Annotated in this window: 19 protein-coding genes; 12 read left to right on the forward strand and 7 right to left on the reverse strand. The window is 68.4% G+C overall.

What is annotated here, in order from left to right:
* The first annotated feature begins 135 nt into the window (after positions 1-135).
* Positions 136-810, forward strand: coding sequence for a DUF429 domain-containing protein (locus OG474_RS27285; RefSeq protein WP_405056428.1), 675 nt, complete (start codon positions 136-138; stop codon positions 808-810).
* Positions 811-813: 3 nt separating this feature from the next.
* Here the strand turns inward: OG474_RS27285 and OG474_RS27290 are convergent, their stop codons facing one another.
* Positions 814-1,419 (reverse strand): RBBP9/YdeN family alpha/beta hydrolase, encoded by a 606-nt coding sequence (locus OG474_RS27290; protein ID WP_405056429.1) that lies wholly within the window; start codon positions 1,417-1,419, stop codon positions 814-816.
* A gap of 91 nt (positions 1,420-1,510) precedes the next feature.
* The gene (locus tag OG474_RS27295; RefSeq protein WP_405056430.1) at positions 1,511-2,341 is read right to left on the reverse strand and encodes a helix-turn-helix transcriptional regulator; all 831 of its coding nucleotides are present in this window, start codon (positions 2,339-2,341) and stop codon (positions 1,511-1,513) included.
* Between the two features lie 100 nt (positions 2,342-2,441).
* Here OG474_RS27295 and OG474_RS27300 point away from each other — a divergent pair, with 100 nt between their 5' ends.
* On the forward strand, positions 2,442-3,158 hold the full coding sequence (locus OG474_RS27300) for an SDR family NAD(P)-dependent oxidoreductase (protein WP_405056431.1): 717 nt from the start codon (positions 2,442-2,444) through the stop codon (positions 3,156-3,158).
* A 51-nt stretch (positions 3,159-3,209) separates the two neighbouring features.
* Here OG474_RS27300 and OG474_RS27305 read toward each other — a convergent pair whose 3' ends face one another.
* Complete coding sequence (locus tag OG474_RS27305) at positions 3,210-3,755, reverse strand: NUDIX hydrolase family protein (protein ID WP_405056432.1); 546 nt, start codon at positions 3,753-3,755, stop codon at positions 3,210-3,212.
* Positions 3,756-3,769: 14 nt separating this feature from the next.
* Positions 3,770-4,411 (reverse strand): helix-turn-helix domain-containing protein, encoded by a 642-nt coding sequence (locus tag OG474_RS27310; RefSeq protein WP_405056433.1) that lies wholly within the window; start codon positions 4,409-4,411, stop codon positions 3,770-3,772.
* Positions 4,412-4,530: 119 nt separating this feature from the next.
* Between OG474_RS27310 and OG474_RS27315 the strand changes: the two genes are divergently transcribed.
* Complete coding sequence (locus OG474_RS27315; RefSeq protein WP_405056434.1) at positions 4,531-5,295, forward strand: phytanoyl-CoA dioxygenase family protein; 765 nt, start codon at positions 4,531-4,533, stop codon at positions 5,293-5,295.
* An 81-nt stretch (positions 5,296-5,376) separates the two neighbouring features.
* Complete coding sequence (locus OG474_RS27320; protein ID WP_405056435.1) at positions 5,377-6,609, forward strand: MFS transporter; 1,233 nt, start codon at positions 5,377-5,379, stop codon at positions 6,607-6,609.
* Here OG474_RS27320 and OG474_RS27325 read toward each other — a convergent pair.
* Positions 6,606-7,328 carry a hypothetical protein gene (locus tag OG474_RS27325; RefSeq protein ID WP_405056436.1) on the reverse strand — a complete coding sequence of 241 codons (723 nt, stop codon included), beginning with the start codon at positions 7,326-7,328 and terminating at the stop codon, positions 6,606-6,608. The genes OG474_RS27320 and OG474_RS27325 overlap by 4 nt on opposite strands.
* A gap of 107 nt (positions 7,329-7,435) precedes the next feature.
* Here OG474_RS27325 and OG474_RS27330 point away from each other — a divergent pair, with 107 nt between their 5' ends.
* Positions 7,436-8,080 carry an IclR family transcriptional regulator gene (locus OG474_RS27330; protein ID WP_405056437.1) on the forward strand — a complete coding sequence of 215 codons (645 nt, stop codon included), beginning with the start codon at positions 7,436-7,438 and terminating at the stop codon, positions 8,078-8,080.
* Between the two features lie 722 nt (positions 8,081-8,802).
* Here OG474_RS27330 and OG474_RS27335 read toward each other — a convergent pair.
* A complete protein-coding gene (locus tag OG474_RS27335) occupies positions 8,803-9,279 on the reverse strand; it encodes an Lrp/AsnC family transcriptional regulator (RefSeq protein WP_405056438.1) in 477 nt (158 codons plus the stop codon).
* A 267-nt stretch (positions 9,280-9,546) separates the two neighbouring features.
* Between OG474_RS27335 and hppD the strand changes: the two genes are divergently transcribed.
* The 7 genes from hppD (at position 9,547) to OG474_RS27370 (ending at position 16,232) form a co-directional block, all read left to right on the forward strand.
* Complete coding sequence (gene hppD / locus OG474_RS27340; RefSeq protein WP_405056439.1) at positions 9,547-10,749, forward strand: 4-hydroxyphenylpyruvate dioxygenase; 1,203 nt, start codon at positions 9,547-9,549, stop codon at positions 10,747-10,749.
* Positions 10,750-10,898: 149 nt separating this feature from the next.
* Positions 10,899-11,372, forward strand: coding sequence for a hypothetical protein (locus OG474_RS27345; RefSeq protein WP_405056440.1), 474 nt, complete (start codon positions 10,899-10,901; stop codon positions 11,370-11,372).
* Between the two features lie 218 nt (positions 11,373-11,590).
* A complete protein-coding gene (locus OG474_RS27350) occupies positions 11,591-12,976 on the forward strand; it encodes an FAD-binding oxidoreductase (protein WP_405056441.1) in 1,386 nt (461 codons plus the stop codon).
* A 138-nt stretch (positions 12,977-13,114) separates the two neighbouring features.
* Positions 13,115-13,714, forward strand: coding sequence for a hypothetical protein (locus tag OG474_RS27355; protein WP_405056442.1), 600 nt, complete (start codon positions 13,115-13,117; stop codon positions 13,712-13,714).
* Positions 13,715-13,720: 6 nt separating this feature from the next.
* On the forward strand, positions 13,721-14,419 hold the full coding sequence (gene cseB, locus OG474_RS27360; RefSeq protein WP_132409936.1) for a two-component system response regulator CseB: 699 nt from the start codon (positions 13,721-13,723) through the stop codon (positions 14,417-14,419).
* Position 14,420: 1 nt separating this feature from the next.
* Entirely contained in the window at positions 14,421-15,662 is a 1,242-nt protein-coding gene (locus tag OG474_RS27365) for an ATP-binding protein (protein WP_405056443.1), read from the forward strand.
* A 153-nt stretch (positions 15,663-15,815) separates the two neighbouring features.
* The gene (locus tag OG474_RS27370) at positions 15,816-16,232 is read left to right on the forward strand and encodes a hypothetical protein (protein ID WP_405056444.1); all 417 of its coding nucleotides are present in this window, start codon (positions 15,816-15,818) and stop codon (positions 16,230-16,232) included.
* Positions 16,233-16,300: 68 nt separating this feature from the next.
* Here OG474_RS27370 and OG474_RS27375 read toward each other — a convergent pair whose 3' ends face one another.
* Positions 16,301-20,053: an endo-alpha-N-acetylgalactosaminidase family protein gene (locus OG474_RS27375; protein ID WP_405056445.1), complete on the reverse strand. Its 3,753-nt coding sequence runs from the start codon at positions 20,051-20,053 to the stop codon at positions 16,301-16,303.
* Positions 20,054-20,117 lie beyond the last annotated feature (64 nt).

Below are 20,117 nucleotides of genomic sequence, written 5' to 3' on the forward strand. Positions count from 1 at the left end.
AGGACCGGAGAGCCCGCCTCCGATGCTTCGGACGTTAGTCGCTGCGGTGGCCGGGAAGCGCCCCGAACCCACCGCCCTTGCGGTGCATCCCAAGGGCGGTGGAGGGAGGATGGACAGCCGGAGCAGGGAGAGCGAATGACTCGAGTTCTTGGTGTGGACGCTTGTAAGAAGGGGTGGGTCGGGATCGCCGACGATCTGCGCGCGTATTTCGGCGTGACGATCGAAGAGCTTGTGGTCGCCGCCGAGCCGGACGGGCAACTGGCGGTGGTTGCGATCGACATCCCGATCGGGTTGTCGACTACGGGCCCTCGGCAGGCCGATGCTGTGGTGCGGAGGCTCGTGGGGCGACGGGCGTCGTCGGTGTTCGGGACGCCGGTCCGGCAGGCGTTGGAGACCGACGACTATGTCGAAGCCTGTACGGCGAGTATTCGGGTGACCGGCAAGGCGATCAGTCGGCAGGCGTTCGCGCTGCGGGAGAAGATTCTCGACGTCGACGACTGGGTGCGGCGAACGGATCGCGACGTGATCGAGGTTCACCCCGAGTTGTGCTTCGCCACTATGGCGGGCGGACCGCTGCCGCACGCGAAGTCGACCTGGTCCGGAGCTGAGGACCGCCGTGCGTTGCTGCGGGCGGCGGGCATCAGCGTGCCGTCGGACCTTGGGTACGTCGGATCGGTGGCTGCGGTCGACGACGTACTGGATGCGGCCGCGGCGTGCTGGACGGCGACCCGCTTCGCTGCGGGGCAGGCGGTTCCGCATCCGGGACGCGATGGATCGAGGGGCGAGGATCAGGCGACTATCTGGGCCTGAGTTTCAGGCCGTGGTTGTCGTCACGGGGGTTTGTTGCTGGAGGCACCAATCGAGGACTGAGGGCCAGGGGCCGTAGCCGTCGGCGGGGGTGAGGTGGCCGCCGGTGGGGAGGATGTCGCAGGTGAGGTTGAGGGATTTGGCCCAGAGCGAGGGGTCGGCGGGTGCGTAGGGATCGGTTGCCGAGACGACTGCGTGGGGTGGGATGGTCGAGGCAGTAGCGAGCGAGTCGGCGTCGATGTGATCTGTGCGGAATTCCTCGTTGGCGTTCTCGGCGGTGAAGGATTGTGGGCCGAGCGGCGAGACGAGCAGTACGCGGTCGACGCGGAGGTCGGCGGGAAGCGTCGCGGCGGCGCGTAGCCAGAGGGCGCAGCCGAGTGAGTGGCAGACCACGACGCGCTCCTGATCGCCGAGCTGAGCCAGTTCGGCGTGGAGCAGATCGGTCCATTCGGTGAGCGAGGGCTGCTCCGGAGCGGGGAACTGCGGGTAGAGGACCTGTTCGCCCTGCTGGCGTAGGGCATCGGTCAGCCACCACATCCAGTGCGCCCGCGGGCGACGATGCTGTACGCCGTGCAGCAGCAGAAAGCGCCGTACCGGAGGAGTCGCGGTCATCTGTGTCCTCGCCGCCGTAGTTGGTCGGACCTGATCAATGCCACCCGGCGGACGCCGGCGGATCGCTGGGAATGCAGTGGGCCGCGAGGGGCTATGTGAGGGATTGGGTGCCTATGACATCCAGTAGGCGGAGGGCTTGGTCTGAGGGGGAGCCGGGGTCGGCGGTGTAGAGGATTACTCGTTGGTCTCGGTCGGGGACTACGAGGATCTCGCAGGTGACGTCTATGCGGCCGACTTCGGGGTGGAGGATGGTTTGGCAGAGGGTTTGCTGGCGGGACACCTCGTGCTGGGCCCAGAGATCGGCGAACTCTTGGCTGCCGGCGAGGAGGTCGGCGATCAGGGCGGTGATGGCTGGGTCGTCGGGGTAGGTCGCGGCGGCGGCGCGGAGGTCGGCGGCGGCTTCGCGGGCGAACTCGCGGGTGGAGTCGGGGCCGAAGCGGTCGGATCGGCCGTGCAGGAAGCGTTGCCGGAGGAGGTTGCGCTCCTTGGGTGGGAGGGCGGAGAAGTCGGCGAGGAGGGCGGCGGCTTGGCGGTTCCAGGCCAGTACGTCGTACTTCGCGTCGAGGACGATCCCCGGAATGTCGAGGCGGGCGAGCATCCGGAGTACGCCGTCGCGGACGTCGGAAGGTGGTCCTGGGGGTGGGCCGGGTTGTTCGCCGGCGAGGCGGAAGAGGTGGGCGCGCTCGTCGTCGTTGAGGCGGAGCGCGCGGGCCAGGCCGGTGAGGACGGGGCGCGACGGGCGTGGGCCGCGGGCCTGTTCGAGGCGGGTGTAGTAGTCGGTGGACATGGTGGCGAGGGTGGCGACCTCCTCGCGACGGAGTCCGGGGGTACGGCGGCGCAGGCCCGCGGGTAGCCCGACATCCGCCGGGGTGAGGCGCTCACGTCGTACGCGGAGGAACTCTGCCAGCTGTGCTCGGTCCACCCCTCCATGGTTGCAGGCGGCGGGAACGCGAGACAGGGACTGCCGATCCCAGGGTCGACTCGCTCTGCCACGGCCGCCGCCACCGCACCAGCCTGGAGCCATGACTGAGAACAGGATTGCGCTCGTCACCGGCGCCAACAAAGGGATCGGCAAGGAGATCGCGCGGCAGCTCGGCGAGGCCGGCTACCGGGTACTGGTCGGATCGCGGGACCTCGCCCGTGGTCAGGAGGCGGCCGGGGAGCTGGAAGGAGCGGCCGCGATCCAGCTCGAGGTGACCGACCCCGATTCCGTGCAGGCCGCCGCGGACTCGATCGCCGCCGAGCACGGGCGGCTCGACGTACTGGTCAACAACGCGGCGATCATCCCGGTCGGGGATGCCGCGGCGTCGGAGATCGAGTTCGGCGTACTGCGGGAAGGGTTCGAGACGAACGTCGTCGGACTGCTCGCGGTGACGCAGGCGATGTTGCCGCTGCTGCGGAAGGCCGAGCAGGCGCGGGTGGTGAACCTGTCCACGTCGCTGGCGTCGTTCACGCTGGTCGGCGACCCGGAGTCGCGGATGTCGACCAAGCGGACCTTCGCCTACAACGCGACCAAGGCGGCGGTGAACATGGTCACCGTCATGCTCGCCAACGAACTCCGGGGCACCGGCATCCTCGTCAACGCCGCCGACCCCGGCAACTGCGCCACCGACATGGGCGGCTGGGGCGCCGCGCGCACCCCCGCCCAAGGCGCCGCCGTCGCCGTCCGCCTAGCCACCCTCGACGCCGACGGCCCCACCGGCCAGGTCCACACCGAGGAAGGCCAGCTCCCCTGGTAACTCGCTAACGTCCGAAAGACACGCCAGCCACGTACGGCGGTTCTTCGGACGCTAGCTGAGGATGCCGGACCAGGCGAGGGCCTGCTTGAGGAGCTGGCCTCGGCCGCCCTCCAGGTCCGCCAGGAGGGAGGGGGAGAGCGCCTCTTCCGGGGTCAGCCAGGTGAGCTCGAGGGCATCCTGTCGCGGGTTGCACTCGCCGGTGACTGGTACGACGTAGACCAGCGCGACGGCGTGCTGGCGGGGGTCGTGCAGCGGGGTGAGGCCCGGCAGCGGGAAGTACTCGGCGACCGTGAAGGGCACCGGGCTGACCGGGAGCCGCGGGAACGCGGCCGGGCCGAGGTCCTTCTCGATGTTGCGTTGCAACGCGTCGCGGATCGTCTCGCCGTGGAAGACGCGGCCCGAGACGAGGGTCCGGACGATCTGGTTGGTCTGCGTCGAGCCGCGGAGCAGGACCCCGACGTGCTCGATGTGCCCGGTCGCGTCGACGCGGGCCGGTACGGCCTCGACGTACAGGATCGGGACCCGGGAACGGGTCTCCTGCAGCGCCAGGTCGGACAGCCAGCCGGGGTTCGGGTCAGGCGTACGCACAGAAGTCACAGGGACATCTTGTCCTAGGGCCGAAATGCCTCTCGGTAGCGGGTTGGACTCAGACCGAAATGGGCGCGGAAGCGGCGGGTCGCGTGGCTGGGGTCGGGCCAGCCGACGGCCGTGCCGATGGTGGCGATCGGGAGCTCGGTCTCGATCAGCAGGCCGGCCGCGCGCTCGGCCCGGATCCGCTGCAGGTAGGCCATCGGGGAGACGGAGGCGGTCCGGCCGAAGAGGCGGACGAGGTAGCCGGGGGCGAGGTTCACGGCGGTGGCGAGGCGGTCGAGGGTCCAGGCGGTGGTGAGGTCCGACTCGAGCAGCCGCATCGCATGCTGGACGGCGGGGTGCGGTGTGGGCGCGCTGGTGCCGGGGACGAGTGAGCCGGAGAGCAATCCGAAAATGTCTGTGCCGAGGTACGCGTTCCGCACGACCAGCCCGACGCACTCCGAGTACCCGTGCCACTGCCCGGGCCGCAGCACCACGACCGAACCAGCGGCCAGCGGCAACGACCCGTCCGCCGAGACATGTACGCCGGTCCCCGCGACCACGACCGCGATCTCGAAGAACGCGTGGCTGTGCGGCGCGATGTCGGCGGTCAGCTCGATCAGCTCCTCGGCGACCGGCAACCGCTGATCGGGGAAGACCTCACTGCTCAGGATCTTGTGCACAACGAAGCTCCCAGAAGGTCAAGATCAGTCAAGGACTGGTCAACCAGTGCCTGGCTCGCCGAACCGCCACGACCGAGGCTGGAAACACCTACCAGTCAACGGAATCCAGGAGCACCCCGATGACCACCACCGAGCCTACGCCCACCCTGATTGTCGACGAAGAGACCATTTCCGCCTACCGGAAGGATGGCGTAACGACGATACGGAACGTCATCAGCCCCGAGGAGGCGGCCAGATTCCGGGACGCGGCGATCGCGGTGAGCGGGATCGCGAGCGACTACGCCGGGAGCTCGGCGATCTTCAACCAGTACGTCAACGTCTGGCAGCAGAACGACGTACTGCGGGAGCTGACCCTGCACCCCAACGTCGCGGCGGCGGCAACCGCGCTGGCAGGCGTGCCGGTGCGCGTCTGGCACGACCATCTGCTGATCAAACCGCCGCACAACGGCGCGGCGACCGAGTTCCACCAGGACGCGCCGTACTGGCCGCATGCCGGTTCGCGGCAGTCGCTGTCGGCCTGGATCGCGCTGGTCGACGTACCGGTCGAGCGTGGCTGTATGACGTTCATCCCCGGCTCGCATCACCATCAGGGGCTGCGTGCCCAGGACCTGGCCGACCGCGACGACCTGTTCCGCGTCGCTCCGGATCTGCGCTGGGAGCAGCGCCTGACGATCCCGCTCCGGGCCGGCGACTGCACCTTCCACAACGCCTACCTGGCCCACTCCGCGACCCCCAACCTCACCGACGACCCGCGCATCGCGCACGTGACGATCTACATCGACGCCGACACGACGTACACCGGCGGCGGCCACGTCGTCAGCGACGGCCTCGGCCTCACCCCAGGCCAACCGTTCGCCCACGAAAGCTTCCCAAAAGTGGGATGAGGGGGTGTCTCGCCGCGTCACGCCTACGGCGCGACACGGCGAGACACCCCCTACTCACGTCATGACATAAAGTGAGGGTTCGTGCCGCTCCTCACCGACATCCGACCGCTGCGGGAGTCCGCCGATTTCCGCCGGTTGTGGATCGGGTCGACGGTGTCGCAGCTCGGTCAGCAGATGACCGCGGTGACGGTGTCGATCCAGGTGTACGCGCTGACGCACTCGACGTTCGCGGTCGGTCTGGTCGGCCTGTGCGCGCTCGTCCCGCTGGTCGTCTTCGGCCTGTACGGCGGCGCGATGGCCGACTCGATCGACCGCCGGATGCTCGCCCTGATCTCGTCGGGCGGGCTCTGGCTGCTCTCGATGATCCTCGTCCTGCAGTCCCAACTGGGCTGGAATCAGACCTGGGTCCTGTACGCCGTCGTCGCCTGCCAGTCGGCGTGTTTCGCGGTGAACAACCCCGCGCGGGCGGCGATCATCCCGCGGCTGATCCGGCCGGAGCTCCTGCCGGCGGCGAACACGCTCAGCACCGCCGCGTTCAACCTGGGCTTCACCGCCGGCCCGCTACTCGGGGCGGCGCTGATCGCCTGGCACGGCTTCGCAGCGGCGTACCTGGTCGATGTCCTGACCTTCACCGCGGCGCTCTACGCGTTGTTCCGCCTGCCTCCGGTGCCGCCGACCGGGCTGGTACGGCGGGCCGGGCTGCGATCCGTACTCGAGGGGTTCACGTTCCTGCGTGCCGCGCCGGCCCTGCTGGCGACGTTTCTCGCCGACATCCTGGCGATGGTGTTCGCCCAGCCGCGAGCGCTGTTCCCGGCGGTCGCGGGCGCGTTCTTCGCCGGCGGCGTTCGGACGGTCGGCCTGCTGCAGGCGGCTCCGGCGATCGGCGCGCTGATCGGCGTGCTGTTCTCCGGCTGGGTGACGCGGATCCGGCGGCAGGGAATCGCGATCGTGGTCGCGATCACGGCGTACGCGACGGCTGTCGGTCTCTTCGGCCTGGCCCGCACGATCTGGCTCGGCGTCGCGCTTCTCGCGCTGTCCGGCGCGGCCGACATGGTCAGCTCGGCCTACCGCAACACCGTGCTGCAGTCCGCGGCACCGGACGCGATGCGCGGCCGGCTGCAGGGTGTCTTCATCGTGGTCGTGGCCGGCGGGCCGCGCCTCGGAGACTTCGTCGCCGGTACGACGGCCTCGCTTACCACCCCGACCATCGCCCTGCTCGGCGGCGCCGCGGTCTGCATCGTCGGCCTGCTCATCCTGCTGGCCCGCAACCGCCCGTTCCGCGAGTACGACTCCGAGGTCCGAGCCCTCAGCTAGCCGCCGGTCACCAGCTTGCCGAGGACCTTCGGCCAGGACGCGGCATCCGGGTTGATCCGCTGCATCTCCTTGCCGCCGACCGTGACGAGCTTTCGGTTGGCGAGCGGCTGCTTGAGCTTGACCGCGGTCAGCGACACGCCGGTGTCCGGCGGGCACGGCGCGTCGGTGTCGAGCAGCACGGTGATCTTGTCGTCGGCCTCCTCGACCCGCAGATCCATCGCGCAGTCGATCGACGTACCGAGCAGGATCGTGTCGTTCTCGTACTTCGGCGGGTTCTGGATCCAGCGCAGGTACGTCGGCTTCTTCTTCTCGATCACCTGGTACGCCGTGACCGGCTGCGGCTTCTCCTCGAACGTCGGCCCGGTGCCGTCACCGATGAACGTCCCGAAGATCATCGAGATGCAGGGATCCTCGGCCGCCTTGCCGTCGACCACGCCGAACGCGTGCGCGGCGGTGTAGCAGCTGTTGGACTCGCGGTTCAGGGTGACGTTGAAGCCGACGAGTGCGAGGGCGCCGACCACCAGCAGCCCGGCCAGCATCCGCCGCGACCTGATCTGCTGCGCGCCGAGGACCGCGGTCTGCTCGTCCTCCGGGTACTGGCGGAACAGGTTCAGGACCGTCTTGGTCCACTGCGGATTGATCAGCGTGGGGATCGCGTAGAGCAGGATCAGCCCCACGATGACGGCGACGGCGGGGAGGAGCGCCCAGTAATTTCGCACGGCAGCAAGATACGGGGCGATCGGGCCGCGCCCGAACAATCACGCCCGGGGCGGGTGCGCGCGGCGACCTGAGCCGGCTCCGCCCAGGGAACGGATACGCTTACGGAGTGCCCGCAGAGACCTCTCAGACGCTCGACCGGGGACTCACCGTCCTCGAGTTGCTGGCGGACGCTCCGGACGGTCTCTCGATCACCGAGCTGGCCGCCGCGCTGAAGGTCAGCCGGACCGTCGTGTACCGCCTGGTGAACACCCTCGAGCTGCACCGGCTGGTGCGCCGCGACAGCGAGGGCCGCGCCCGGCTCGGCCTCGCCGTCCTGCACTACAGCCGCCGCGTGCAGCCCACGCTGCGTGACGCCGCGCTCCCGGTCCTCCGCTCACTCGCCGAAGACACCGGTGCCACCGCCCACCTCACGGTCGCAGACGGTGACGAAGCCCTGGCGATCGCCGTCATCGAGCCGTCCTGGACCGACTTCCACGTCTCCTACCGGATGGGTTCCCGGCACGCCCTCGACCAGGGCGCCGCGGGCAAGGCGATCCTGGCCGGCCGCCGCAAACCCGACCCCGCCGGCCGCCCCTTCGTCGTCACCTCCGGCGAACTCCAGGCCGGCGCCCAAGGCGTCTCCTCCCCGGTCCTCGGCGTACCAGGCGTGGAAGCCTCCATCGGCGTCGTAGTCCTGGGCAAACTCGACCGCGATTTCGTAGGCCCCCGAGTAGCCCGAGCCGCCGTAGAAGTAGCCAAACGCCTAGCCTGACCCCCGCCCGCGACCGAAGTCCGTCAACCGTAGACATCCGCGGCCTCGGTCACCGGCCTCCCTCTCGGACCGCACCACGGCCGCAACCACAGCCGGCAACCACAAGCAACGGGAGACGCGGGAACCGGCCTGCGCTGTCGGACCGCAACCGGAGCCCAGAAGTCCAGGCGACGGAGACGCGGGAACCGGCTCGTCATCTGGCTCAGCCACGGCGGCGGCCGGCCATGTTGTCTTTCAGATCGGCCGGTCGCGGCGAGCAATCACAAACCGACGCCCCCGGCCGAGTCCTTTCGGTCCGTACCCCGCCCGACCGCCAAGAGCAGCCGGCGAAACAGCCGCGGCGGACCTGGGCCACTGACCAACTTGCTCCGAGGGGGCATTTCGGGTGGCGGTTGAGCGTGGCGAGGCGGACGAAGTGGAGGTTGGTCAGTGGTGGCGGTCCGCGAAACCGGCGGACCAGTGCCACGAGCCGTCGTCTCGGGTGGCCGTGCTGCTCCGGGCTGCAGGAGTCCGCGCTATCCGGTGGATTTTGGGGACCCCGTGACGAAAATCGACCGGATAGTGCGCGGACCAAGCCCGGAAGCCCGATCGGCCGCAGTTGGTGGGAGTCGGTGATTCTTGGGCGCTGTTTGACGGGGGCGAGGCACCTTGAGGGGCGGAGGCGCTGGCGGTAGTCGGTGGATTTGGGTGCCGCGGTGGCGAAAATCCGCCGGGGTAGCGGCTTAGGGGGTGGGGCGGGTGGCGGCGTTGACGAGGGGGAGTACTCGGTGGGGGATTTGTTCGGCCAGGGCGATCACCGTGCTGGCGCGTTGGATGCCTTGGACTGTGACTACCTGGTCGATGACGCGTTGGAGGTCGGCGTTGGAGCGGGCGACGATGCGGCACCAGAGGTCTTCGGCGCCGGTGATGGTGTGGACCTCGAGGACCTCGGGGATGCGGGCCAGCGCGGTGGCGACGCCGGCGTGGCCGGAGCCTTGCTCGATCTGGAGGGTGGCGAAGGCGGTCACGGGGTAGCCGATGGCGGTGGTGTCGATGTCGGGGCCCCAGCCGCGGACGACGCCGTCGCGGTGCAGGCGGTCGAGGCGCGCCTGGACGGTGCCGCGGGCGACGCCGAGGCGACGGGACGCCTCCAGTACGCCGACGCGCGGCTCGGCCGCGAACAGCTCCAGGATCTGGGCGTCCAGAGCGTCGACCGACATGTCGCCTCCCGCAATGGTCAGCCTGACCAAATAGTCCAGCAGGAGCCCCAGAATACCCGACAAAGTGACCAGTGAAATAACAAACTGTTGCGCAACCTGCATGCCTCCCACCAGGCTCGGCGTACTGATCCGACCCTGGAGGAGCCCACCGATGACTGCATTGATGCCACGCTCCGCGCGGCGGTCATGGGGCTCAACCTCCAGTCCTTCCCTCGTCACTCCAGTCGCTTCGCTCCCTCCACTCCTCAGTCCAGGCCAGGAGGCCCCATGACCAGCACCGACCTCACCCCCGCAGAGCTCGACGCCGATCTCGACCTCGACCAGCTCAAGCAGCTCGTCGGCCTGGTGCCCTACGACGAGAGCACCGACCCGTTCCCGGTGACCGCGCTGGACGCCGTGGTGTTCGTGGTCGGCAACGCCACCCAGACCGCGAAGTACTACCAGCTCGCCTTCGGGATGGACCTGGTCGCGTACTCCGGTCCGGAGCACGGCAACAAGGACCACAAGGCGTTCGTGCTGAAGGCCGGCTCGGGCCGCTTCGTCATCACCGGTGGCGTGACGCCGGACAGCCCGCTCAACGACCACCACCGCAAGCACGGCGACGGTGTCTCCGACATCGCGCTCGAGGTGCCGGACGTGGACAAGTGCATCAATCACGCCCGTGAGCAGGGTGCGACCGTGCTCGAGGAGCCGAACGACGTCACCGACGAGCACGGCACCGTCCGGCGGGCGGCGATCGCGGCGTACGGCGACACCCGGCACACGCTGATCGACCGCAGCAAGTACAACGGCCCGTACCTGCCCGGCTTCGTCGCGGCCGAGACCCAGGTGCAGCGGCCCGAGGGACACCCGAAGCGGCTGTTCCAGGCGATCGACCATGTGGTCGGCAACGTCGAGCTCGGCCTGATGGACGAGTGGGTCACCTTCTACAACCGGGTGATGGGCTTCGTGAACATGGCGGAGTTCGTCGGCGACGACATCGCCACCGACTACTCGGCGCTGATGAGCAAGGTGGTGGCCAACGGCAACCACCGGGTCAAGTTCCCGCTGAACGAGCCGGCCATCGCGAAGAAGAAGTCGCAGATCGACGAGTTCCTGGAGTTCTACGACGGCGCCGGCGCGCAGCACATCGCGCTCGCCACCAACGACATCCTGCGCACCGTCGACATCATGCGGGCCAACGGCGTCGAGTTCCTGGCCACGCCGGACTCGTACTACGAGGACGCGGAGCTGCGGGAGCGGATCGGCCACGTGCGGGCGCCGATCGAGGAGCTGCAGAAGCGCAAGATCCTGGTCGACCGCGACGAGGACGGCTACCTGCTGCAGATCTTCATGAAGCCGTTCGGCGACCGGCCGACGGTCTTCTACGAGTTGATCGAGCGGCACGGTTCGCTGGGCTTCGGCAAGGGCAACTTCAAGGCGCTGTTCGAGGCGATCGAGCGCGAGCAGGAGCGCCGCGGCAACCTCTGATCGCTTGCCGGCGGCAACGGGCGGCGGCGACACTCCGCAGTACGGCGTGTCGTCGTCCGATTACCGGATTGACTGTCAAGGCAGGAGTAGTTGGCGTAGTGTGCGTTCCTGAGCGCGCGTCGGGGCGTGTGCTCAGGAAGGGTTTCGCCATGAAGACTCTGGGCATTCTGCTCAGCACTGCCGGTCTCGCGGGAGTGGGCGCCATCGCGCTCGCCGCAGCGCCGGCCCAGGCAGCCGAAGCCGCTGCCTGCTCAGGTGCACGATCCATCTCGTCCGCGCAGATGCTGCGTGATCACCGTCCGCCGAGCTGGGGCTCGGTCCGCGTGATGCGCGACAACTGCTCGCAGTACTGGGCGGAGGTCGTGATGGAGTCACGGCTTCCGGCCAACGCCAAGGCCAACGCGTTCCTGGTGCAGTACGGCGGCTCCAACAACGGCCGCGTGCTCAACTGCGACAGCAGCGGCGGCAACGGTTCGATCGTCAAGGGCCAGCGCACCTGTCGCACGCCGAAGGTGCGGGCCACCAACAACAACATCAGCTTCGCGGCCATCGGCCGGGAGTACCACAACTACGGCGGTGGCTACGAGGAGATCTCGGAGAACACCACCGCCAAGGCACGCTGATCCGGGACACTCGTCCCTACCCGTCACAGCACCGAGAACACAAGTGCCCCGCGTCGGGATTTCTTTGGCGCTTGCGGCGCCCAGGCACGCACCTCGCGGCACCGGAGGAACAGCCACGATGGAAAAGCATCGAGGCCGCTCCTCCGGCACCTCGATGCACGCACCTGGACACCGCAATCACTCAAACAAATCCCGACGCGGGGCACTAGGCTCAGCTCATGAGTGAGGTGGTCGAGGACCTGCGGCGGGTGCTGCCGTCTGAGGCGCTGGTGACGGACCCGGACCGGATGGAGAGCTACCGGTACGACCGGGCCATGTTCTGCCCGGCCGGGATGCCGATAGCCGTCGTGCTGGCGCGGGAGACCGCGCAGGTGCAGGCGGCGGTCCGAGTCGCTGCCGCGGCAGGAGTGCCGATCGTCCCGCAGGGAGCGCGATCCGGCCTGTCCGGTGCGGCGAACGCACTCGACGGCTGCATCGTGATCTCGCTGGAGAAGATGGACAAGATCCTCGAGATCGAGCCCATCGACCGGTACGTCGTCACGCAGCCCGGCGTGTTCAACGCCGTACTGTCGCGGGCCGTGGCCGAGCAGGGGCTGTTCTACCCGCCGGATCCGTCCAGCTGGGAGTTCTGCTCGATCGGCGGCAACCTCTCCACGAACTCGGGCGGCCTGTGCTGCGTGAAGTACGGCGTGACCACGGACTACGTGCTCGGTCTCGAGGTTGTGCTGGCCGACGGCCGGATCCTGCGCACCGGCCGGAAGACCGTCAAGGGTGTAGCCGGGTATGACCTGACCAAGCTGATCGTCGGCAGCGAGGGGACGCTCGGCATCATCACCGAGGCGACCCTGGCGCTGCGGCCGGAGGCAGCGCGGCCGCGGACGATGGCGGCCTTGTTCGACACCGGTGTCGCGGCCGGCCAGGCGATCGTCGAGATTATCCGCAGTGGCGTTTCGCTGAGCCTGCTGGAGATCATGGACCGGACGACGATCCGGGCCGTGAACTCGTACAAGCGGATGGATCTGCCGACCGAGGCCGCCGCGATGCTGATCGCCCAGTCCGACGCCGGCGGCGAGGCAGGCGCGGCCGATGTCGCCGCGGTGGCCAAGCTCTGCCGTGACAACGGCGCGATCGAGTGCATCGAGGCCGATGACCCGGCCGAGGGCGAGATGCTGCTGGAGGCCCGCCGGGCCGCGCTGATCGCGCTCGATCAGCTCGGCACGACGATGATCGACGACGTCTGCGTGCCGCGGTCCCGGCTGGCCGACTTCATCGGCGCGGTCGAGGCGCTGGCGATCGAGCTCGACATCACCGTCGGTGTCCTCGGGCATGCCGGCGACGGCAACATGCATCCGACGGTGGTCTTCGACCCGACCGACCTGGGCCAGGCCGAGCGGGCGCAGCAAGCGTTCGATCGAATCATGGAGATCGGGCTCGAGCTGGGTGGCACGATCACCGGCGAGCACGGCGTCGGCGTACTGAAACGTGCCTGGCTGGCCGAGGAGATCGGCCCGGTCGCGATCGACGTGCACCGGGCGATCAAGACCGCGCTGGACCCGGGAAATCTGCTGAATCCCGGCAAAGTCGTCGAAGGGCCGGCGCTGTGACCCAACCGCAACGGAACTGCCGGGGCCATTGGATGTCCATGGCCGTCCAATGTGACGTCGGCCGATCACTATGGAAGGCAGTTGTCTGAATCTCCGGGGGAACCATCGATGAGGCAGGGTAGGAGGCGCCCTATGCGTATGCAGCGCCTGTTCGCCCCTGCCGTAGCGGCCGTGGCGGCACTGAGCATGCTCGCCGGCTGCGGGAACGGCAGCGGCCTGCGGGTCGAGGGCGCCGAGCCGGCCGATGGTCAATCCGTGAGTCCGCAGCTGCCTGCGGCGTCAGCGACCAGCTCGCCGAAGGTCCGCGCGACACCCGTGACGGCGGTTCCGCTGACCGAGGTCCGGACGAAATTGCTCGCCGACAAGGGCCTCGACAACTACTCGCGGCTGGTTCTCACGAAATGTACGGTGATTTCGCGTTGCCTCAGGCAGGGTCCGACCGTTGATGTTATGCACAACGGTGTCCCTCAGCAGGTCGTCTTCATCCACACCGTGGAACAGTTCGTGTTCAGCGCGTTCCTGATCGCGCTCGAACCGGCCGGTCCGCGGCGGATCTGGAGCCTGAAGGTGGATCAGCCGACGATCAACGCTAGTCCCCAGGGCGACCTGGTGATCGAATCCGCGGATTTCCAGCCGGACGACAAGCCCTGTTGCCCCTCCAGGCGCAAGGTGGAGGTCTACCGTTGGGACGGTCGGGAGATGACCAGGGTGAGCTCGACGGGACAAAAGGGAGACTGAAGCTCGGTGGTACCGGAAGAACCGGCAGCGCGCATCCTCATGGTCGAGGACGACGCGGTGATCCGTGAGGCGACACAGTTGACCCTCGAGCGGCACGGCTACGACGTGACCACGGCCGAGGACGGCCTGGAGGCGATCGAGCGGTTCGAGAAGATCCATCCCGATGTGGTGATGCTGGACATCATGCTGCCCGGGCTGGACGGGATCTCGGTGTGCCGCCGGATCCGGGAGACGAGCACGGTCCCGATCGTGATGGTGTCCGCGCGCGGTGACGCGCTGGACGTCGTCCTCGGGCTCGAGGCCGGTGCCGACGACTACGTCACCAAGCCGTTCGACACCCAGGTCCTGGTGGCGCGGCTGCGGGCGGTGTTGCGACGGGCGGTCTCCGACCCCGAGCGGCCGGCCCCGGCGGCGGGCTCCGGCGTGGAGTCGTTCGGCGACCTCGAGCTCGATCGCGAAGCACTGGAGGTACGCCGTAGTGGCGCGACCGTCCAGCTGACTCCGACCGAGCTCAAGCTGCTGATCGAGTTCGCGAACAACCCGGGTGTGGTGCTCAGCCGGTCCACGCTGCTGCAGCGGGTGTGGGACTACGAGTGGGGTGGCGACGGCCGCCTCGTCGACGTCCACCTGCAGCGTCTGCGGACCAAGATCGGTGCCGACCGCATCGAGACGGTCCGCGGATTCGGATACAAGCTCAGAGCGTGACATGGGCCTGAGAGGAAAACTCGGGCTCATCTTCCTGCTGGTCTCGGCGCTCGCCATTCTGGTGCTGTGTGTCGCGGTGTACACACAGGCCCAGTCGGCGCGGCTGGACCGGACGCGGAGCTTTGCCGACGAGCGGGTGCAGCTCGCCGCGCAGAGCTACGACCAGACCGAGATCCCGGTGTTCGGGTCGAAGCTGGACGACCCGGAGCTGCCGCCACAGCTGCGGTCGGCGGTGATGGAGGGGAAGCGGGCAACCTTCAAGACCGGGTCGCCGAACGCGAAGATGTGGGCGGCGGTCACCGTCAAGGACGGCAAGATCCTCTCGATCGTGCAGGACTACGAGACCACCGACGACTCGATGCGGGCGCTTCAGCAGGCCCTCGTCATCGGCGGCCTGGGTACGGTCGGCCTGGTCGCGCTGGTCACCGTGATCCTGGCCGGAGGCTTGTCCAAGCGGATTGTGGCGGTCGCCGGGACGGCCCGCCGGATCGCCGCCGGCGATCTGGACGCGTCGGCGACCGAGGCGGTCGGCAAGGGGAAGGACGAGGTGGCGTCGCTGGCCGCGGCGCTGGACACGATGGCCAGCTCGCTGCGTGGTCAGTTGGAAGCAGAGCGACGGTTCACCGCCGATGTCGCCCACGACCTCCGTACGCCGGTCACCGGCCTCACCACGGCTGCCGAGCTGCTCCCGCCCGGCCGCCCGAGTGAGCTGGTCCGGGACCGGGCCAAGGTGCTGCGGCGCCTGGTCGAGGATCTGCTGGAGATCGCCCGCTTCGATTCAGGAGTCGAGCAGGCGGATCTGGAGCTGGTCGGGCTCGGGGCGTTCGTCGGCTCCGCGGTCGGCCGGTTGCGGATGCAGCAGTCGCTCGCCCCGGACAGCGTCGTTGTACAGCTGAACGGGAAGGACGAGACGGTCTCGACCGACTCGCGCCGGATCGAGCGCATCCTGGCCAACCTGATCGTCAACGGGCTGCGGCACGGCCGTCCGCCGATCGAGGTCACGGTGACCGGCCGGGTCGTCGAGGTCGTTGACCACGGCAACGGCTATCCGGAGGAGCTGATTGCCGAGGGCCCCCGTCGGTTCCGCTCCGGGATGGCCGAGCGTGGCGTCGGCCACGGCCTCGGGCTGACCATCGCGGCCGGCCACGCCAAGGTGCTCGGCGCCGAGCTCACCTTCGGCACCGCCCCCAACGGCGGCGCCCTGGCGCGCCTGGTCCTGCCCGCGCTGGAGGCGGACGTCTAATACCTGCCGCTCGGCTGGTCTGGCTGGGAGATCCCAGCGGGGACAGGGTTTTCGGCTGAGACGAAGATGTAACACAACCTCTTGCGAAGTCAGGGCGTCTCTTCTGGTGAAAGGCTCACCGAGGGCCTGGACAACGAGGGGAAATAAAACATCATGCGTATCCGTTCGCAGTTCGTCCGTCGTACCGCCGCCGCCGTCGCGGGTGTTGCTCTGGCCGCCACCGGCTTCGGTGTCGCCGGTGCGCTGCAGGCCAACGCCGCGACGACCCACCCGGTCGCCACCCAGGCCGCCGTCGCCAAGTCCGTCACGATCAAGTCGGACAAGGCCACCGCGAAGGCGTGGGCGAAGGTCTCCTTCAGCGGCAAGACCACCGGGATCGCCAAGAACACGGTCGTCCAGGTGCAGCGCTTCGAGAACAACAAGTGGGTCAACTTCCCGGCCACCACCAAGGTCACCTCGAAGGCCACCTACTCGGTGTGGGTCCAGAGCGGCCGCGTCGGCGTGAACAAGTTCCGCGTCGTCTCCGCGAACACCGCCAGCGCCGCGGTGTCGGTCAACATCACCAAGTGATCTGAGAACAAACCAGCGGCTCTCGCCTTCCTTCGGGGAAGTAGGCGAGAGCCGCTTGTTTTGTTGGGTTATCGGGTGCCGTAGACGTTGAGCTCGGCGGCCGAGCCGAAGACCGCACCGTTCAGGGAACTCGTCCCGACGAACTTCACGTACCGCCCGGCGATAGTGCCGAAGTCGACCCGCTGCACGGCCGTCGAGTTCGGAAACTGACCGCTCGCGACCGGCGTGCCCCAGTTCTGGCCGTCGGCCGAGACGTAGATCTCATACCCCTTGAACATCCCGTTCGTCCCCGACTGCCGGGGCAGGTAGCTCAACCCGTTCACCTGGTACGTCGACCCGAGGTCGAGCGTCAGATGATGAGGGAAGGTGGCCGGGGTGCTCACCTCGGACCACGCGGAATGCCAGAGCGTGCTGGGGTTTCCGTCCAGTGCGGCGGTCGCCGCGCCACCGGTTCCGGTGTCCTCGCTGCTCACGTCGGCGACCTTGATCCGCGACTGCGGCACGATCCCCGGCGGCAGCACACTCGCCTCCGCGGTCGTCACAGCCGGACCACCCGTTGCCGTCAGCACGTACTTCCCCTCCGGCGTACCGGCCGGGGGAGTGACGTCCCAGGTCGTCTTCACCGTCGCCCCGGCCGCAACCGAGGCGTACGTCGCCGGCGAGGTCGCGGCGATGGTCCATCCCGTCGGGCCGGTCAGGCCGAGCGTGATGCCGGTCGCGGCAACCACATCGTTGTTGGTGAACGAAGTCGTCACCGTGTTCGCCTCCCCGGAGACCAGACCGCTGGTCCCGGTGACCGCGACCGAGGTGCAGTCGGCCGGCTCGGACGTCGTACCGAGATCGGTGACCGCGAAGTTGTCCATGATGAAGTCGGTCTGGTCGCCGCCATCGGTCAGTTTGCGCAGCCCGACCCAATTGTCGCCGCCGCATCCGGCCACAAACTCCTGCCCGAACGTCGCCTTCGTCCGCTGCTCACCAATCGGAGCTGACTTGATCTCGACCGAGTCCGGCCGATCCACCCCGTGGACCCAGGCGTACTGCCCGGCCCGGCCACTCTCATAGTCGAAGCTGACCTTGTACTTGTGCCCCGGCTGGAAGTTCACCGTCCACGGCGCGGTCCGATAGACCAGCCCCTCGTTCTCCTCATGCGACTTGAGCGACCACTCGCCGTCCAGTACGTCGTCGACCAGCTTCCCGTTCCAGCCGGCCTGCGTGTACGGCGCGTGCTTCCGCGCGAGCACCGTCCGCGGATCGGTCACGCCACCGGCGTCACCCTTCACGAACGGACCCCAGCCCTGGTCGACGTTCTCGAAGTCGTCAACCAGCCCGGCCGCCGGCCGCGTGGTCTCCACCACCCGTACGTCGTCGATCCGCACCTTCGCGGTTCCGGCGCCCGCAGCGATAGCCAGCGAGGCCGTCGAACCCTTCGCGGTGAACACGACTCGGGCCCGCTGGTAGTAGGCCTCGTGTTTGTCGTCGGAAGCGACCTGGTTCTTGGCCGTCGACCGAACCACCGTGTTCCGGACACCGTCCACCGAGATCGTGGTCGGGCGGGACTTGCCGGGCTCGACCTCGATCCACGCCGACGCGCTGTAGGTCTTGCCACGCGTCAGCCCGGTGATCCGCTGCCCCAGCGAGGACGTGCGAGTGCCGAGCGAGGCAACGTGCTGCCCGCTGGCCAGCGTGTCGATCGTCGCGCCGCCGCCGGCGTTCCACGCCTTGAGGTTGCCGGCGTTGAAGCCGGGGTCCTGCAGGTGGGTGCCGTCACCCCAGTTCGCCTTCTTCGGAGCAGGGGCCGCGATCGGGTAGAGCACGTACGGCTGGCCCGCGACGGCATCCAGCGTGACGGCGCCACGCCGTACCGGGACTGTTCCGACCTGGACGCGGCCGGTGTCGGTCAGCTTGTAGACGCCGAACTTCGGCGCCCACGACAGGGCGCTCGGGATCTGCCACGTCGTGCGGCCGCCGGCCGGGTTGTAGTGGTAGAGCTTCTTGTTCCCGTCCCACGGGAGCAGGTACTTGTCGCCGTCGAGCACCTTCGCGTTCCCGACGTACAGGCTGCGCTTGCCGTCCTCGACCGCGCCACGGACGCCGTCGGTGAAGTTGATCTCGCCGTTGTTCCAGTCGGTGATCTTCTGCTGCTGGAGGAACTTGGCCGGCAGGTTCTTCTGCCAGATGTTGGCGTAGAACTTGTTCCAGTCGACCTCGCCGGTCCAGCCCTCGAACTCGACCAGGCTGGCCTGGCCCAGGATCGGGTCGTTGTTCCAGACGTCCTTCTCGTGGTTGCGGACGAACCGGATGATCTGCGAGTTCAGGCCCTTGTTGGTCGGGCCGCCGTAGTCGAGGTCGTTGGCCCAGTGCGACCACAGCGAGGTGCGCTCGTGCCGGTCGGCCCACTCGGTCGCGACCTGCCAGCCCTGCGTGCCGAGCTGCCGGGTCAGGCCGTCGGCCAGCCACCCGGACTGGTAGTAGACGTCGATGTAGAGCTCTTGCAGGTTCTTGTCGGTCTCGTCGCGCAGCTGCTGGAACCGGTTGACGATGTTGCTGGAGGCAAGATCAGGGCGCTGCTTGATGTAGTAGCTCTGGTTCAGCCAGTTCCAGCCCTTGGCGCTCTTGTCGACCAGGTCCTCGCTGAACGCGTTCGCCTCCGGGTAGGACTCGGTCGCGTTCACGTGGACGCCGAAGCCGGCGTTCCAGCTCTTGCCCTTCTTCAGCAGCGTGTTCAGGTCCGCGAGCCCACCCGCGCGAAGGTTGTAGTTGCCGCCGTAGTCCGGGTGCGCCGAGTCGTGGCCCTCCGAGCCGTAGCCTTTGAGGATCGCCATCTGGCCGAGCCCGTCGGTCGCCAGCGAGATCCGCTTCACGTCGTCCAGCGTGCGCAGGAACGGATGCGTCGCCTGGCTGGCGAAGTTGAACGGGATGTGCGTGATCACCCGGTCCTTGACCTGGTCGCCGCCCTGCGGCTCGGTCATGATCGAGCGGAACGCGATCGCGCCGTCCTGCCAGTCGACCGTCTTGTCCTTGTTCGCGTCCGGCGTCACCACGACCTTTGCCCAGGGCAACGGCTCCGTGTACGGCGAGGTGTCCGCGCGGTAGGTCCATTGCCCACTCCACACGCCGACCTGGGTGCTGCCGTCGGTCCCCTTCCGGGCGCGGTGCCAGAACCGGGCGCCGTCGTCGACGGACTGTCCGGCCGGCTTGTCGTACACCGAGTTCGACTCGATCCCCGCCGCCAGGCCGCTGGTGTTCACGAACGCGTACGTCGCCCCGACGGCCGCCGCATCAGCCGGAGTCGTTGCGGTGACCGGCGCGATCTTGTCCGCGGTCCGGGTGGAGTCCGGGTCGAGCGTGGTGAAGGCGGTCGTCGCGCCGGTGTCCGTGCTCGCCACCGAGACGAGATCGTGGTCCGGGATGTCGATCGTGTGGACGCGACTGCTCTCGGTATCGCGGATCACGTCGATACGGAACGTCGTTACCCGACCGGCCAGGTTCAGGCTCGCGTCGACCTCGACCCCGGGCAGCGCGTCGAAGGCCAGCTTGTACGACGCGGTGCCGCCGCTGACCGTGGGCGGTCCGGACAGGTGCGCGGTGCGCGCGACCCCGTCGATCGTGACCGCCGACAGGGGCTCGGCCCGCCCGGCGAGGGCCTGGCCGGACGAGTTGTCGACGTACTTGATCACGCGGGGGAAGTCGGCTCCCACCGTGACCGTCAATTCCCGCGACCGCAGCGTCAGGTCGCCCACGGCCTGCGCGCCAGCCGGCGCAGCCAGGACCCCGGCGACGAGCGCTGACACCAGCACTCCACACCCCACTGAACGTTTCATGCGCAGAAAGTTCGCACGCAAGCGCTAACAAGTCAAGAGAAACGAACAGTTATGAACATTCTGG

Origin of the sequence: Kribbella sp. NBC_01505 (assembly GCF_045040285.1) — a bacterium.
In the GTDB taxonomy this organism is placed as follows: domain Bacteria; phylum Actinomycetota; class Actinomycetes; order Propionibacteriales; family Kribbellaceae; genus Kribbella.